12 protein-coding genes and 1 pseudogene are annotated in these 15590 nt (G+C 63.2%); 5 read left to right on the top strand and 8 right to left on the bottom strand.

From position 1 onward, the window contains the following. Positions 1-2: 2 nt before the first annotated feature. Both FNA46_RS16945 and FNA46_RS16940 read right to left on the bottom strand, forming a co-directional pair. Entirely contained in the window at positions 3-1439 is a 1437-nt protein-coding gene (locus FNA46_RS16945) for a DUF1800 domain-containing protein (RefSeq protein ID WP_185969890.1), read from the bottom strand. Between the two features lie 241 nt (positions 1440-1680). Continuing rightward, positions 1681-2370, bottom strand: coding sequence for a sulfotransferase family protein (locus FNA46_RS16940; RefSeq protein ID WP_143126394.1), 690 nt, complete (start codon positions 2368-2370; stop codon positions 1681-1683). On the opposite strand from FNA46_RS16940, the gene FNA46_RS16935 reads away from it, so the two are divergent. Next, positions 2369-2788, top strand: coding sequence for a hypothetical protein (locus tag FNA46_RS16935; protein WP_143126393.1), 420 nt, complete (start codon positions 2369-2371; stop codon positions 2786-2788). The genes FNA46_RS16940 and FNA46_RS16935 overlap by 2 nt on opposite strands. A gap of 12 nt (positions 2789-2800) precedes the next feature. Here the strand turns inward: FNA46_RS16935 and FNA46_RS16930 are convergent, their stop codons facing one another. Together FNA46_RS16930 and FNA46_RS16925 are read right to left on the bottom strand one after the other, a co-directional pair. Beyond that, entirely contained in the window at positions 2801-3406 is a 606-nt protein-coding gene (locus tag FNA46_RS16930; RefSeq protein ID WP_143126392.1) for a class I SAM-dependent methyltransferase, read from the bottom strand. 161 nt (positions 3407-3567) lie between these two features. After that, positions 3568-4173: a class I SAM-dependent methyltransferase gene (locus FNA46_RS16925; RefSeq protein ID WP_143126391.1), complete on the bottom strand. Its 606-nt coding sequence runs from the start codon at positions 4171-4173 to the stop codon at positions 3568-3570. 160 nt (positions 4174-4333) lie between these two features. On the opposite strand from FNA46_RS16925, the gene uvrB reads away from it, so the two are divergent. From uvrB to FNA46_RS16905, 4 genes and pseudogenes are all read left to right on the top strand, one after another. Continuing rightward, positions 4334-7441, top strand: coding sequence for an excinuclease ABC subunit UvrB (gene uvrB / locus FNA46_RS16920; protein WP_143126390.1), 3108 nt, complete (start codon positions 4334-4336; stop codon positions 7439-7441). 514 nt (positions 7442-7955) lie between these two features. Next, positions 7956-8015: pseudogene (locus tag FNA46_RS26650) on the top strand (hypothetical protein); the annotation flags it as partial. A 2-nt stretch (positions 8016-8017) separates the two neighbouring features. Then, positions 8018-8893, top strand: coding sequence for a GmrSD restriction endonuclease domain-containing protein (locus tag FNA46_RS16910; protein WP_143126388.1), 876 nt, complete (start codon positions 8018-8020; stop codon positions 8891-8893). Continuing rightward, the gene (locus FNA46_RS16905) at positions 8890-9387 is read left to right on the top strand and encodes a hypothetical protein (RefSeq protein ID WP_143126387.1); all 498 of its coding nucleotides are present in this window, start codon (positions 8890-8892) and stop codon (positions 9385-9387) included. The genes FNA46_RS16910 and FNA46_RS16905 overlap by 4 nt, the downstream gene beginning before the upstream one ends. 1796 nt (positions 9388-11183) lie before the next feature. Here the strand turns inward: FNA46_RS16905 and dusA are convergent. From dusA to FNA46_RS16880, 4 genes are all read right to left on the bottom strand, one after another. Continuing rightward, a complete protein-coding gene (dusA, locus tag FNA46_RS16895; protein ID WP_246103153.1) occupies positions 11184-12212 on the bottom strand; it encodes a tRNA dihydrouridine(20/20a) synthase DusA in 1029 nt (342 codons plus the stop codon). 487 nt (positions 12213-12699) lie between these two features. Next, on the bottom strand, positions 12700-13956 hold the full coding sequence (locus FNA46_RS16890; protein ID WP_143126385.1) for a Zn-dependent hydrolase: 1257 nt from the start codon (positions 13954-13956) through the stop codon (positions 12700-12702). Next, positions 13953-14786 carry a BtpA/SgcQ family protein gene (locus FNA46_RS16885; protein WP_143126384.1) on the bottom strand — a complete coding sequence of 278 codons (834 nt, stop codon included), beginning with the start codon at positions 14784-14786 and terminating at the stop codon, positions 13953-13955. The genes FNA46_RS16890 and FNA46_RS16885 overlap by 4 nt, the downstream gene beginning before the upstream one ends. Positions 14787-14791: 5 nt before the next feature. Beyond that, positions 14792-15590, bottom strand: a 799-nt coding sequence (locus tag FNA46_RS16880; RefSeq protein WP_143126383.1) for a PfkB family carbohydrate kinase, incomplete at its 5' end; no start/stop codon positions are given.

Raw genomic sequence — 15590 nt, 5'->3', positions numbered from 1 at the left:
CGTCATCTCCTGTTGAACTCGGGCGAGGCAAGCACGAGCGTCAGCCCCTGAACCCGGCTCGGGGCGTCAGCCACCAGCTGCCGCGTGGCATCCCGCGCCGCCCCGCCAAGTGCCATCTCGACATAATCGGAAGGCGCAATGCCCTGCCCCAGCGTGCGCGCCACCAGCCGCGCCCAGGCCAGCCGCTCGCGCAACTGCCCGGCATAGAGCCAGACGGCCTCGCCGTCCGGAAAGCCCGCCGCACTCGGCGGCTGCCAGATCGGCTGGCCCATGCGGGCCAGCGCCTCCAGCGTCAGCGCATAGGCGACATCCGGCTGTTCGACGGCCGCGCCGCGCCTTGCCACCGGCGCCGCCTGCCGCCAGTCGGCATTGCCCTCCTCGGCGGCGCGGGCCACGGCGGAAAACTCGCCCCCCTGCCGCTCGAAACTGCGAAAGCCGGAAATCACGAAATCGAAGGGCGCGATCACCTTGCCGGGCGCGGGGTCCCAGGCGCGCGGATGCTCCAGCATCGCCCGGTAGACGGCATCCAGCCGCCCGTCGGTATCCTGCCAGGCGGCCACCATGGCGGCGACCAGATCCTCCGGCGGATGATCGGCGATGAAATGCATGGCAAGCTTCGTGCAGATGTGGCGGGCGGTATCGGCGCGCGCTGCGAGATCGTCCAGCATGGCAAGATGCGCAGAGGCGGCGCGATCGGCATAGTTGCGCCCGAGGAGAGCAAGATCGCCCGCGCTGCCGGCTGCCGCCCGGAATGACACATCGAGCGAGCGCGAATCGACGGCAAGTCCGCCCAGAATGCGCGCCGCAGCCTGCAGGTCGCCCGGACCATAGGCGACATCCTCGCCCAGTGTATGCAATTCCAGCAATTCGCGCGCCAGCCGCTCGTTCTGCGCAGCGAGCGGCGAGGCCGCGCCGGCCGATACCGGCTCGGCATCGAGATAGATCAGCATGGCCGGATGCAGCACGGCCGCCCGCAGCAGGGTGCGGAACGGGCCCGCCAGATTGGGCCGCAGCGCTTCCGCCTCGAACAGCGGCACCACCATACGCATCTGGTAGGCCTTGCGGGCGCTGACGGAAAAATGGTCGAGCCAGAAGCTCGCCAGACGCTCGAAGAAACCGTTTTCGGAGGAAACGGCCTGGGCCATCCGTGCCAGCGCATCGCGACGGAAGATGCGGCGCACCTCCGCCTGCATTTCCTGCCGCAGACCCGGATTGGGCCGCCCCTCGACGGCAGCCTTGGCCTCCACGGCCCTCACCGTCAGCATCTTGCCGATCGTTTCGCGGCGTCCGGCCACGCCCTCGCGGGGGAAACGCGGCTTGGCGGCCACCCCGCGTCGCAGCTGCAGCATCAGCCCGTCCACATCGGCCGGCGGTGTTTCACCCGGCCTCAGGCCATAGCCGAAGCGCCGCGCGGCAAGGATCGAAGTGGGAACGGCCATGAAATCACCCTTTGCAACTTGCGGAAACATGGCGTGTGATTGTGACGGAAGCAGTCTGAGATTGCGGCCATTTTCGGACCCGCCAACGCGAGAACCGCAGCCTGGTTCCCTCGCCCGCCTGCACAACCCTTGCAAGCACAGGCTTAAAGGAGAAGGCGCGGCGGCTCAACAGTCGCGTGTTGTACCGCCACCTCGGCAACGCTTGCCCGGGTCATGCCTGCCGACGGGCGTTGCGGCGCCGTCAGATCCCGGCAATGAGCGCTGCATTGCGCGCACGTGCCTTTTCGTAAATATCGTATTCATCGGGGAACCACCGCTCATAGATCCGCCGCCACGCGTTGAAATCGCTGTCGCGTTCCGTGGTGTTGACATGCGGCAGATCGATCAATGGCCTGCCAAGCAACCTTGCGAGTGCCGTCACCGACTCCTCGTAGCGTTCCATGATGCCCACAAACACGAAACGTTCGTCCAGGAGCCTGTCCAGATCCTCGGTTCCGGGCGCAACGGGCATCTGCCAGACGAAGGAGTGACTGTTGTGCCCCTCGGCCTGATCGGCGGCCCGGCGCAGCAGCCAGACCTCGAAGCTCGGATCGTCCTCGAGATCCTTCACGGGATGGCCAAGAGCCTGTTGTTTGCGGATGAAGAACCAATAGGAGAGAAACAGGTCGAAGGGCTCACGGAAAAAGGCAATGCACTGGCGCGCTTCCGGATCGTAGTGCCAGACTCCAAAGCCGCGCGCGCCATTGAAGTGACCATGCACGCAGTCGCCGGCCTTGAGATCGTGTCGTTCCGGCCGCTGGCCATTCAGACTATAGTGCAGGTGCAGTGTCCCTTCTGGAAACCAGGTTTGAAGAACCTGCCGGAAACTGGTGCCCCCGGTCTTCGGCAGGTGCAGCGAGACCAGGGGTCGGGTGGGATCATAGACCAGCATGTCAATCGCGCCCTCGCGCTTGTTGCTCCGCGCGCAGACGGGCGATTCGCGGCAGCATATGGAATTGCATTTCCCCTGTACCGCACGGGCCACCGATAGCAATCATGGAAACGGAACCGGTGACGCGACGCTCCGGCGTTTCGCGCCTTGCCATGCACGCGGCTGCGCCACCATCTTCAGCCCCGCCGGATCGGCCATGGCTGAGGATGGCGACTTGTGCCTGCTGAACTTTCAGCACCTTCAACGAACGGTTCCGCAGCGACCTCTCGCAGAAGACAACAGCACGTTCGGCCGCCATGCCCTCGTCAAGCTCGCCCATGTCAGCGACGTTCACGAACTCGTCTGCAATGCCGAGCCCGATGCGGTTCTGCGCGCCAGGCTCGATCAGGCGGGCGTGCGGCTCACGGTCGCGCCCTGAGCGGTCGCCCTCTCAAAGCCGCTTCAGACAGTAGGAGAAATGGGCATCCGGCTCCACCGTCAGGTATTCGAACTGCCAGCCATACGCGACGCAGAATTTGTTGACCGCCTGCACCACGCCATAGACCACCGGCTTGATCACATTGCCGGTGCAGAAATCATGGCCACAGATGCGCCCGTCGCGCTTCACCTTGGCGTCGCACAGCACCAGTTCGTTCCAGGTATTGGCATAGGAATGGTCGGTGTCGATATAGACCCAGTCGAAGGTGGCATCGGCGAAGGTCGGCAGCATGTCGGTGGAGCCGCCCACATGCAGTTGCACCTTGCCCTCTTCGATCTCCCCGGCAAAGGCGGAGCGCACCGTCTCATAACCCTCGTTGTAGCGGGTCAGGTCCCAGGCATCGATCAGGTGCAGACGGGCGGGGCGGTTATGCGCCATGATCTCGCGCGTGTAATCACCGAAAGCGACGCCGATTTCGGCCGCTACGCCGCCATGCGGCAGACGGTGCAGCAGTTCGGTGCGGTTCGGCAGCAGCCGGCAGTTTTCCGTGTGGTGCAGCGAGAGCATGGTGCGCGGCGTGCTGTTCTTCAGCGCCTGCCGCTTTTCGAGGGACAGCATTTTCGGGTGAGGCCTCCAGACCGGCGATCGGCCCGCCGGCGGGAATGCGGCGGACGGCAGATGATCTCCGTGTCTAGAACAAGCGGCGGCGAAAGGCCAATGCCTTTGCCGCACGACGGCGTGATCCCCGCCCTGCCCGCCGTCCGCCGACGCGGCCCCCCTCAGAGGCGGCGCAGGCAGAAGGAGAAATGGCCGTGCGATTCCATGGTGAGGTATTCGAACTGCCAGCCGGCATCGTTGCAGAACTTCGTCACCGCCTCGACCACGCCGTAGACGACGGGCGTGATGATGTTGCCGGTGCAGAAATCATGGCCGCAGATACGCCCGTCCTTCTTCACCTTGCGATGGCTCAGCACCAGTTCCTCCCAGGTGGTGTGGAAGGTGTGGTTGGTGTCGATATAGACCCAGTCGAAGAACTGGTCGGGAAACTCCTGCAGCTTCACGGTGGAGAGCCCCTGGTGGATCTGCAGCTGCCCCTGTTCGATGCGCGGCGCGAACTTGTCGCGGATCTGCTCCAGGCCGATGCGATAGCGGTCGGTGTCCCAGGCGTCGATCAGGTGCAGCTGGGCGGGATGGTTCATCGACAGGATGTCGGCGGTGAAATCGCCATAGGCGGCGCCGATCTCGGCGCAGACCCCGCCGCGCGGCAGCCGCAGCAGAAGCTCGCTGCGATTGGGCAGCAGCCGGCAGTGTTCCGTATGATGCAGCCCGAGCGTGGTCTGCGGCATGCTTTCCTTGAGGCGCTGGCGCTGCTCGACCGTTTGCATGATGTCCTTTCCGGCGCATGGAAGCGCCCGCATGATTCCGAATAGTCGGATATAGACAGCCGCATCTTGCGCCAGGATGACCGCGCGCGGGCGTGCCGCGTTCCCAATTTGTTTCGCCGGCACCCTTCCCTTTCGGCCGGACTCCCTCCATATTCGCGGCATGTCCAGATCGCCGAAAAAATCCCCGCCCCAGACCTCCGGCAACGGTTTCGAGGAAGCGCCGCAGGCCGCCTTCGAAGGAGCGCCCCTGGAGGGCTCGGTGGCCGACTGGGTGCGCCAGCTGGAGGCCGAGGCCGAAGCAGGCGCGATGGAAACCCAGCGCGAGATCGCCTCCAAGGCCGGCAAGCACCGCAAGAAGATCGAGATCGCCGCCCGCGAGCAGGCGATCCGCGAGGCTGCGGACGAGCACGCCGCGCGCGCGAAGGAAGAGGCCGCCAGAACGAAGCGCAGCACCCCGGCCGGAAAATCCACAACCGCGAAGAACACCACCTCGCAAAAAACCTCCCGCGGCGTCTCCATCGGCGCCTCCTCCGATCCGAAGACGCGCGCCGCCGCCGGCCTTAATCCGGTCGCCGGCATGGATGTGTCGCTGGAAGAGGCCCAGTCGCTTGCGCCGGGCGCGGTCACCGCCACCGTCGATGCGCTGGCGAAACTGATCGAAAGCGGCAATCCGCTGTTCAAGGACGGCAAGCTGTGGACGCCGCACCGCCCCGCCCGGCCGGAGAAATCCGAGGGCGGCATCCCGATCCGCATGGTGTCCGACTACCAGCCGGCCGGTGACCAGCCGACGGCGATTGCCGATCTCGTCGACGGGCTGAACTCCGGCGAGCGCTCCCAGGTGCTGCTCGGCGTCACCGGTTCGGGCAAAACCTTCACCATGGCCAAGGTGATCGAGGCGACGCAGCGCCCCGCCGTGATCCTCGCGCCGAACAAGACGCTCGCGGCCCAGCTCTATTCGGAGTTCAAGAATTTCTTCCCCGACAATGCGGTGGAATATTTCGTCTCCTACTACGACTATTACCAGCCGGAGGCCTATGTGCCCCGCTCGGACACCTATATCGAGAAGGAAAGCTCGATCAACGAGCAGATCGACCGCATGCGCCACGCCGCGACGCGGGCGATCCTGGAGCGCGACGACTGCATCATCATCGCCTCGGTCTCGTGCATCTACGGTATCGGCTCGGTGGAAACCTATACCGCGATGACCTTCCAGATGTCGGTCGGCGACCGCATCGACCAGCGCCAGCTTCTCGCCGATCTCGTCGCCCAGCAATACAAGCGCCAGGACATCAACTTCGTCCGCGGCTCCTTCCGCGTGCGCGGCGATACCATCGAGCTTTTCCCGGCCCACCTGGAGGATGCCGCCTGGCGCATCTCGCTGTTCGGCGACGAGATCGATGCGATCACCGAATTCGACCCGCTGACCGGTCAGAAGACCGGCGACCTGAAATCGGTGAAAATCTACGCCAATTCGCACTATGTCACGCCGCGGCCGACGCTGAACGGCGCGATCAAGGCGATCAAGGACGAGCTGAAGCACCGGCTTGCCGAGCTGGAAAAGGCCGGCCGCCTGCTGGAGGCGCAGCGGCTGGAGCAGCGCACGCGCTATGACATCGAGATGATGGAAGCGACCGGCTCCTGCAACGGCATCGAGAACTATTCGCGCTATCTCACCGGCCGCCGCCCCGGCGAGCCGCCGCCGACGCTGTTCGAATACATTCCGGACGATGCGCTGATCTTCATCGACGAAAGCCACGTCACCATTCCGCAGATCGGCGGCATGTATCGCGGCGACTTCCGCCGCAAGGCGACGCTGGCCGAATACGGGTTCCGCCTGCCGTCCTGCATGGACAACCGCCCCTTGCGCTTCGAGGAATGGGATGCGATGCGGCCGCAGACGGTCGCCGTCTCCGCGACCCCCGGCGGCTGGGAGATGGAGCAGTCCGGCGGCGTGTTTGCCGAGCAGGTCATCCGCCCCACCGGCCTCATCGATCCGCCGGTGGAAGTGCGCTCGGCCCGCAGCCAGGTGGACGACGTGCTGGGCGAGATCAAGGAGACCTCGCTCAAGGGTTACCGCACGCTGGTCACCGTGCTCACCAAGCGCATGGCGGAAGACCTCACCGAATACCTGCACGAACAGGGCGTTCGCGTGCGCTACATGCATTCGGACATCGACACGCTGGAGCGCATCGAGATCATCCGCGATCTGCGCCTCGGCGCCTTCGACGTGCTTGTGGGCATCAACCTGCTCCGCGAGGGCCTCGACATTCCCGAATGCGGCTTCGTCGCCATTTTGGACGCCGACAAGGAAGGGTTCTTGCGTTCCGAAACCTCGCTCATCCAGACCATCGGGCGTGCGGCGCGCAACGTGGATGGCAAGGTCATCCTTTATGCGGACAACATCACCGGCTCGATGAAGCGGGCGATGGAGGAAACCGCCCGCCGCCGCGAAAAGCAGATGGCCTACAACACCGAACACGGCATCACGCCGGAATCGGTGAAGGCCCGCATTTCCGACATTCTCGACAGCGTCTACGAACGCGACCACGTCCGCGCCGACATTTCCGGCGCCAATGTACAGGGCGGCGCCAAGGGCTTTGCCGATGGCGGGCATCTGGTGGGCAACAACCTGCAGAGCCACCTCAACGCGCTGGAAAAGCAGATGCGCGACGCCGCCGCCGATCTCGACTTCGAAAAGGCCGCCCGCCTGCGCGACGAGATCAAGCGCCTCAAGGCCGTCGAACTGGCGAGCATGGACGATCCGATTGCCCGCGAGGAAACCCGGGCGCAGGAAGGCGTGCGCCGCAATGCCGAAGCCACCCGCCAGTCGCTGGCGCCGGAGGGCGGGCGGCCCGCCGCAAGCGCGACCTCCCGTCTCCCCCGCGGGGAGACGGTGCCCGACAGGGACAATGAGGGGGCTTCGTCCTACTTCGCCAAACCCTCGCTGGACGACATGGGGCCCGGCACCGACACGGCCATCCCGTCATCCTCGGGCGCGACCCGGGGACCGCTGTTCCGCAAGAACACGCTGGACGAAATGACCGTCGGCCGCACCGAAAAACCCCTGCCCGGCAAGCTGCCGGAGAAACCGGTTCTCCCGTCTCCCCCACGGGGAGACGGTGCCCGAAGGGCGGATGGGGGGGCAGCCCCCACGGACGATCCCCGCCCCCTCGTGCGCGGCAAGGTCGGCGTCGGCTCCTACGAGGACCCGGCGGAGGTCAAGCGCAAGGGCCGCACCAAGGGCAAGACGGGGAGGCCCGGGCGGTGAGGTGATCCCTTCTCCCCTCGGGGAGAAGGTGCCCGAAGGGCGGATGAGGGGGCGGCCCAACCGCCATCCATGATACCGCAGAATCCACATCTAAGACCTCGCAAACCCTGCTCTCATGTATCCTCCGCTATATGGTCGCCAGAAAACGGGGCAAATCCCGCCCCCAGCCCGGCTGGCGCGTGATGTTATCGTGGCGCTGACATTGGCGTTGAGGTGGGCGTAGTGGTCTTAAATAGATAAAATCACCTCGGAGTTTGAGCGCGACCCAAGGACTCGACCAACGCGAGAGCGGCACATAGCTTCACACGCCAATACAACGGTGATAGATCAATCACCTAACGTGTGAACATTAGCATTGGGGAGATTGTGTTTGGAAAGCGTAAGAGAGCTCAAGGAAAACCTCGAAGATCTTGAAAACGTGGAAGATGCAGAGGAAGATGTCTCAACAACTGGCGAACTATTTTCGATATCTTCGTTTGGCGTTGATTACCCCGTTGAAACGCTTGTATCCAGGATGGAGAAGAAGCTTTTCTACATACCACCGTTCCAGCGCGCTTTTGTTTGGTCCCAGAACCAATGCTCAAGATTTATAGAATCATTGCTTTTAGGTTTGCCAGTTCCCGGCATTTTTCTTTTCAAGGAAGCGGAAAGCATCTTGTCATAGACGGGCAACAAAGACTGAAATCTTTGCATTATTTCGCAACCGGATTGATAAATGGAAAGGAATTTTTTCTCTCTGGATTGGAGACCAAATTTAACGGAAAAACTTACAAGACACTGGATGATGCTGATCGCGCCAGGTTGGATGATGCAGTCATTCACGCGACGGTGTTTAAGCAAGACTTACCAGAGGGAGAGATAAACAGCGTTTATGAGGTATTCGAAAGAATCAACACCGGAGGAATAAAACTTTCTCCACAAGAGATACGCTCATGCATATGCCACGGAGACTTCAACAACTACATCCACAAACTCAACGATAACGAAAAATGGCGAGCGCTTTATGGGCCGAGAAGCAAACGACTAAAAGATATAGAGCTAATATTAAGATTCATGGCATTCTATGAGAAAGGTGATGAATACTCAAGCCCAATGAAACATTTCCTAAACAATTACATGAAGGAAAAAAGAAATTTCACGGAGGAAAAAACAAAAGAGCTAGCGGAAGTTTTCACAAGCACCATTGATTATATCATCGAATGCCTTGGAAACCGAGCCTTCCGTCCGGATAGATCGCTAAATACAGCCGTATTCGACTCAGTCGCCGTATCAATCGCTAAAAAAATAATCGCACCAAAGCGCCAGAAACCTGACCGCGAATTAGTAAAGTCAGCATACTCTGAACTGCTTAAAAATACACGATTCATCGAAGGTTACATTCGGTCAACAGCAGACGACGAAAACGTCAAAAAACGAATGGAAGAGGCCGAAAAGGCTTTCGCAAATCTATGAAACGTCAAGAACTTCAGGCGGATTTTGATAGAATCAAATATCAGATATCCTCCGTTAAAATTGGAACGGGAAAAGACAAGGACGAATTAATTTCATTGTCGAGCCAGCAGATATGCGTTTCAATGTGCGGAAGCCTTGAGCAAAACCTGAAGCGCATCTTCATGGAGTATGCCAAACGCAGGTCTAATAGTCGAATTTACCGCCCTATAGAAAAGGTCTGCGAAAGCTATCAAAACCCGAAGTCAACGAAGATTTTGGAACTTATAGGACTATTTGACTCTGAATTCGAAGAAATTCTGAGGATGGAGTGGTCTACAGGTAGAGAGTTAGAAAGGCAACACATTGACAACATGGTCGATGACCGCATCACAATAGCTCACAGAAAGAAAAATCATGTGAATGTTTCCTCAACAAAACTCGACGCTTATTTCAAGGCTTATACTGACCTGTTGAACAGAGTTTACGACCATTTCCTTGATGATAAGGCTCAATAGAGCTACTTGGTGCATGTACAGCGGCGGGAGATGGCCCCTCAGCTCCCCTAGTACGCACCAACCAAGTCCCCAGCAAAATCCCCCCCACGAAGATAATCCCCCTTTTCCGCGCCGCCATTCCCTTGTTTCCGTCCCGCCCTCGGATACGCGAGAGTATGCGATGTCTTGCGAGGGGGGCGGCGGCGGAGCAGAGCCTTGTCGGAGGCATAGCCACCCAGCTTACAACACCCTGTGCCGCCCCTCCTCCCCCACAAAAACGCCCGACGCCCGCCACCTCCGCATGTGCACGGAAAATCGAATGCTTTAGGTCCGGCAAGCCGCCGACACTTCAGTTTTTCCTAAGGAGGGGCACGGCCCCGTGGGCAAGAACTTGACCGAGCCCCCTCTTGAGAAATCTGAATTGCGGCCCTTCGAGCTTGCCTCTGGATCCTCGGGTCAAGCCCGAGGATGACGACCGAGAGGGTGATGCCAGCGTCCCGTCCGAGCACGAACGTGGCACCCGCAGTTCCACAGACTCCGTCATCCTTGAGCCTGACCCGAGGATCCATGGCCCCGCGCCCCGTCAGCCCCCTCTGCCCTGCCGGGCATCTCCCCCACAGGTGGGGAGATCGCGGCGCGGCGCCGCTTTCCCGCCCCATGACTGTCGCCATTGAAGAAACCGCTCTGGCCCCTTGGTGGAGCGACCGGTGATCCGTTCTGCCGATCTCCCCCCCTTGAGGGGGAGATGTCCGGCAGGACAGAGGGGGGTAGCCCCATCCGCGAACGTCCAACGACAGCTCCCTAACCCATTGACCGAACACGCTTTCCGACAGGTCTCCGGACAAAGCCTCCAAGCCTCCGGCAAAAAAATCACCCTCGCAATTTCCCCACCCCCGAAATCCATGCCTACAATCGCCTCGTCCCGCAGCGGATACACCGGCAGGCGTGCCGGCGATGCGGGGCCGGTTCGGGGCAGGCGGGTGAGACGCAAAACCGCCTGAGCCGGGTCCGTCAACAGGGTCCCCCTCCGGCGACCGGGTGGAGGAGAAGGCGCGTCGGACGTCTGCGCCTTGTCCTTCAACGCTCCCAGCTGCGCGTCGGGCGTGCCTTATGTGGCACACATGGGGAAGGCCGGCAGGGGCCGCATCGCCCGTTGTCCGCCCGCATCCGTCCCGCACGGGAAGGATGACGGGAACGGCGATGGCAAACGGTGCCCATGGCCTTTCAGACAGAGGGACCGACCGGCGGGCACAAACAACCGAACGGGGCGCTGAGAGGTGTCACATATAAACTACCCTACGAGGCAGCTTTCAGCGCCCCGGCCGAATGCAGCGTCACAGCACGGGTCGAAACCGGCCGCGTGAAGAATGGCGGCTGCGCGCGGCGCGGCAGGCAAGACGGGCTCGGCGCAAGGAGGTGAAGATGCCGGCGAATGACACGATGATCGCGATCGATGAGGCCCGGGTGCGGCGCGGCCTGATGGCGGCGGCGGGCAAGGCGCTGTTCGACTGCCGTGTGCGGGCCTGCCGCCGGGCGGGCAACTGCCCGGGATGGGACGGCAACGCGACGCGGCTGGAAGAGCTGCCGCCCTGCCATCGCGGCCATGTGGAACCGGAGGTCGATGCGGGCACCGCCGAGATGCTGGTGCTCGGCATCACCATTTTCGGCGATTTCCGCAGGCAGGGACTTGATGGCCCGATGGTGCGGGAGGCCGATCCGGACCTGCGCGAGGCGGCGCTGGAGGCGGTGCGCCTCTGCCTGCCGAAAAGACTCTGGCCCGCCTATGGGCGCTGGCAGCGGGCGCTGCGGGCCCGGCTTCAGGAGGCCGCGCGCTGCCCCTCGCCGGCGGCCGGGCCGCTCGATCCCAGGCGCGGGCCACCGGCAATGTCCACCGCCGCAAAGGCCTCGGCGATCAGCCCCGGCCCGACGCCGGGCTTCGTCGCCTCCGAGGAAAGCAGCTGGCGATAGCGCCGGGCGCCGGCAAAGCCCTGGAACAGGCCGACCATATGGCGCGTGACATGGTTCAGCCGCCCGCCGCCGGCAATCACCGTGTCCGCATAGGCCGTCATGGTGTCGCGCAGCGCCATCCAGTCGAAGGCGGCGGACGCATCGGCGGCGCGGGCGAGCGCATCCGGCCCGGTCCCTGCAAGGGCTGCATCCACCCCGGTCAGCAGGCCGGCATTCTGGTAGGCGGCGCGGCCGAGCATCACGCCATCGACATGATTCAGATGATGAAGAGCCTGGGAGATATCCTGAATGCCGCCGTTGATGCCGATGAAAACATTTGGGTTTTCCCGCTTCATCGCCCGCACGAGATCGTAATCGAGCGGCGGGATTTCCCGGTTTTCCCTGGGCGACAGCCCCTGCAGCCAGGCCTTTCGCGCATGGATCCACACCGCATCGGCGCCAGCCGCGATCACCCGGGCGAGGAAATCCGGCAGCACCACCTCCGGCGCCTGGTCATCCACCCCGATGCGGCACTTGACCGTGACCGGCACCGTCGCGACCCGCTTCATCGCCGAAACGCACGCCGCCACCAGTTCCGGCGTCTTCATCAGGCAGGCGCCAAACGTGCCGCTCTGCACCCGGTCCGAGGGGCAGCCGACATTGAGGTTGATCTCGTCATAGGCAAAATCCGCCGCGATGCGCACCGCTTCGGCAAGCTTTGCCGGATCGGAACCACCGAGCTGCAGCGCCACCGGATGCTCCGCCGGATGATGCGCCAGCAGCCGCTCCCGCGGCCCATGAATGATCGCATCCGCCACCACCATCTCGGTAAACAGAAGCGCGCGTGCCGAAAGCTGCCGGTGAAAGAACCGGCAATGCCTGTCCGTCCAGTCGATCATCGGCGCAACGGCAAAGACGGGTGCCTTGAAATAATTGCTATTCTGTTTTTCTACGGACACTTACGTCTCTTTCTTCATCGTCTCGTTTGCGCTCGTTCTGCGTTGTTTCCGCCGATTTTGGCACCGGATTGGGCAAAGGATACCAGATCGCGGGCCGGTCATGGACGCGATGAGCGCGCAGGTGCAAGAAGGCAGCCTCACCGACCGGCGCAAGTCCGGATCATGCCGGATGGCGTGACTTATCACGGGACCGAGACCTTTGACAGCCATCGACCGCATGCCAAGGGAGCAAGTCAGAGATCGTCCTGGTCAGGGACTGCGGCGCAAGGCAAGGTCATGCAAGACTGCTTTGCAGGTGATGCATCTCACGTTCAAATCTGGTGTGCGCGGGATCGCTTGACCATGGCAGGAGAGTTCGCCGTCGCCGCGGTTACGCAAGGACCGGGGATTACGTTTCCCGCCTGCGCCGGCCTCTGACACTCAGTGCTCACGCCGCCGCAAACCTGCCCGCGAGTTCCCTGACGACATCCAGAAGAACGCTTGCGCCGAGAATGACATGATCGTCGGTCACGAACTCCGCCTCGTTGTGGCTGATGCCATTGCGGCAGGGAACGAAGATCATGGCAGAGGGCGCGGCGCGGCTGACGAAGAGGGCATCGTGGAACGCGCCCGACGTCATTCTTCGGCTTGCAATCCCGCGCCTGCGGCAGGCTTTCTCGATGACGTCCACTATCGCGGGGTCGAATGTTCCGGGGGCCATGTCGAGACGGCGATCGATCGACAGGGTGCAGCCCCATGTTTCTGCCGCCCGCGCGCAGGCTGCCCTCACATCCGCCTCCAGGCCGGCAAGGGCCTGATGATCCGGATGGCGGACATCGACGGTGAAGGTTGCATGGCTCGGGATGACATTGATGGAACCGGGTTCGACGACAAGCCGGCCGACGGTGAGCCGGGCCTGCGCATCGCCCGGCATCACCGTTGCCTGCAGAAAGGCGATCGCATCGGCTGCAGCGGCCAGGGCATCCTTGCGGAACTCGCGCGGCGTCGTGCCCGCATGCGCCGCCTCGCCGGTGAAACTGACCTCCAGCCACCGCGTGCCCTGCACGCCCGTCACCACACCGATCGGCACAACCTCGCGCTCGAGGATGGGGCCTTGCTCGATGTGAAGCTCGACGAAGGCGAAAGGCGGCGGTCGCGCCGGCCGCATCGCGGCCTGCGGAAGTGCGGCAAGCGTCGCAGCAAGCTCATCCTCCAGGCGGGCGCCGTCGGGCGCCACGACCGATCGCCACGCGCCGATGGCAGAAGCACCGGCAAAGTCCATGGAGCCCATGCAGCCGGGCGCATAGCGGCTGCCTTCCTCGTTGGTGAAGGCGACGACCTCGATGGCACGCAGCGTCCCGGCGTCCGCCTCCGCCAAGGCCTCCAGAACCTCGAAGGCGCTGAGCGTGCCGAGCGCGCCGTCGAAACGTCCACCGGTCGGCTGGCTGTCCAGATGGCTGCCGATCAGCACCGGCGCCAGGCCGGGATCGCGGCCCTCGCGCCGGATGAACAGATTGGCGGCGTCATCCTGAAACACCGAAAAGCCGCGCGCCAGGGCCCGTTCCGTGAGCAGACGCCGTGCGGCCCGGTCTTCGACGCTGAGCGCCTGCCGGTTGACGCCACCGGCGGGCGTGGCACCGATCGCTGCAAAATCCGCCAGCGACTGCAGCAGACGCGCGCCATCGACCTCCACTCTCTTCATCATCGATCAAGGCCGGCGATAAAACGGGTCACCCGGTCCGGCTCGACGGCATTCCACCAGACGCCGTCATATTTGAGGGCGCTTGCGATGATGACGCCATCGGCGACGGAGAGAATGTCGTTGGCGTTCTCATGCGTCACACCGCTGCCGACCAGGGTGGGCAGCGAGGCGGCCTCTTTGATCATGCGGATATAACCGAGATCGGCGGCATGGCCGGTGCGCTGGCCGGTTGCAATCACGACATCGGCATCGAAGAAGACGAGGTCCCTCACCTGCTCCTCCACCGGCCGGTCACCGACGATGGCATGGGCGCCGTGCTTGACATGCGCATCGGCGAAGATGCGGATGCCGCGAGCCCTCAGATGGGCGCGGTAGCGCATGGCGCGCGCGGCTTCCCCCTCCACGATGCCTTCATTGGCGACATAGGCGTTCGCCCACTGATTGACGCGGATGAAGGAGGCCGAGGCAGCCGAGGCAATGGCAAGGGCGGGAATGGCCGCATTGGCCAACACATTGATGCCGATCGGCCGGCCGAATTCGCGGCGGATGCGGTCCGCGATGACGGCCATGTGGGCAGAGGTCTCGTGGCCGATGTCATCGGGCTTGGCGAAGGGCACGTCGCCGTGGTTCTCGATGATGACCGCATCGCAGCCGCCGGTAAGATAGGCCTTCGCGTCGGACAAACCACGCTCATAAATGGCCTCGACGCCCTCGTCGTCATAGCGGGGGGCGCCCGGCAGGGGCATGAGATGCACCACGCCGATGATCGGCTTGTCCCGGCCGAAGAGGGTTGTCAGTATCGTGGAATCCTGTCGTCCGATGGGTTTGGTCATGATGATCACGCAATATCCAGTGTCGGGGATGAGGCAAGGGCGGAAAGCTCCACCCTCGTGGGAAAGGCCGAGAGCGTGCCGGCACGGCCAACGGACAGTGCAGCAGCCTGCGTCGCAAGCCTTGCGGCAGCCACTATCGGCATGCCGCGATGAAGAAGGCCGGCCAGCGTGCCCGCAAAACAGTCGCCGGCGCCGCTGGTATCGACCACGTCGACTTTCGCCGCCGGTATGGCAAAACTCTCCCGGCCGTCATGCAGCACAGCGCCCTCCCCGCCAAGTGTAATCACCACCTGCCCGGCGCCCATGGCGCGCAGGCGGTTCACAGCCGCGGCCGGATCCCGCTCGCCGGTCAGGGCTTCCGCCTCCGGCCGGTTGGCGATGAGAAGCGAGACCGACGCCATGTCCAGCCCGCCCGGCGGCAGCGGGCTCGGGTTGAGGATGGTGAACAGCCCCGCCGCCTGCGCGTGCCGCAGGCAGGCGGCCGTCTCGTCGACAGAGAGATTGCCCTGCATCAGAAGGCTGTCACCGCTCTTCCACGTGCGGGGCAGGACGCCCTCGGCGAGAGGGCGGAACGAAGCGGCGCAGGCCGCTGCCGTGACGATGACGTTTTCGCCCGCGCCGTCCACCAGGATCACGGAACGGTCACTCGGCAGATCGAAGCGCGACAGCCTTGCGCCGGCAAGCTCGGCGGTGAGGAGCGCCTGCATCCGGTCGGCTGCGGTATCATGGCCGACGGCTGCCCAGAGCGTGACGGAAGCCCCCGCTCGCGCGGCGGCAATCGCCTGATTGGCGCCCTTGCCGCCG

Origin of the sequence: Affinirhizobium straminoryzae (assembly GCF_007004135.1) — a bacterium.
GTDB classification, from domain to species: domain Bacteria; phylum Pseudomonadota; class Alphaproteobacteria; order Rhizobiales; family Rhizobiaceae; genus Neorhizobium; species Neorhizobium straminoryzae.
The sequence above is the reverse complement of the archived record's forward strand: the minus strand, read 5'-3'. Positions and strand labels throughout refer to the sequence as shown.

Excerpts from the sequence above, each read along its gene's own strand:
- FNA46_RS16945 (WP_185969890.1), bottom strand. The coding sequence starts at position 1,439 with ATGGCCGTTCCCACTTCGATCCTTGCCGCGCGGCGCTTCGGCTATGGC.
- FNA46_RS16935 (WP_143126393.1), top strand. The coding sequence starts at position 2,369 with ATGTCAATCGCGCCCTCGCGCTTGTTGCTCCGCGCGCAGACGGGCGAT.
- FNA46_RS16940 (WP_143126394.1), bottom strand. The coding sequence starts at position 2,370 with ATGCTGGTCTATGATCCCACCCGACCCCTGGTCTCGCTGCACCTGCCG.
- FNA46_RS16930 (WP_143126392.1), bottom strand. The coding sequence starts at position 3,406 with ATGCTGTCCCTCGAAAAGCGGCAGGCGCTGAAGAACAGCACGCCGCGC.
- FNA46_RS16925 (WP_143126391.1), bottom strand. The coding sequence starts at position 4,173 with ATGCAAACGGTCGAGCAGCGCCAGCGCCTCAAGGAAAGCATGCCGCAG.
- uvrB (WP_143126390.1), top strand. The coding sequence starts at position 4,334 with ATGTCCAGATCGCCGAAAAAATCCCCGCCCCAGACCTCCGGCAACGGT.
- FNA46_RS16910 (WP_143126388.1), top strand. The coding sequence starts at position 8,018 with ATGCTCAAGATTTATAGAATCATTGCTTTTAGGTTTGCCAGTTCCCGG.
- FNA46_RS16905 (WP_143126387.1), top strand. The coding sequence starts at position 8,890 with ATGAAACGTCAAGAACTTCAGGCGGATTTTGATAGAATCAAATATCAG.
- dusA (WP_246103153.1), bottom strand. The coding sequence starts at position 12,212 with ATGATCGACTGGACGGACAGGCATTGCCGGTTCTTTCACCGGCAGCTT.
- FNA46_RS16890 (WP_143126385.1), bottom strand. The coding sequence starts at position 13,956 with ATGATGAAGAGAGTGGAGGTCGATGGCGCGCGTCTGCTGCAGTCGCTG.
- FNA46_RS16885 (WP_143126384.1), bottom strand. The coding sequence starts at position 14,786 with ATGACCAAACCCATCGGACGACAGGATTCCACGATACTGACAACCCTC.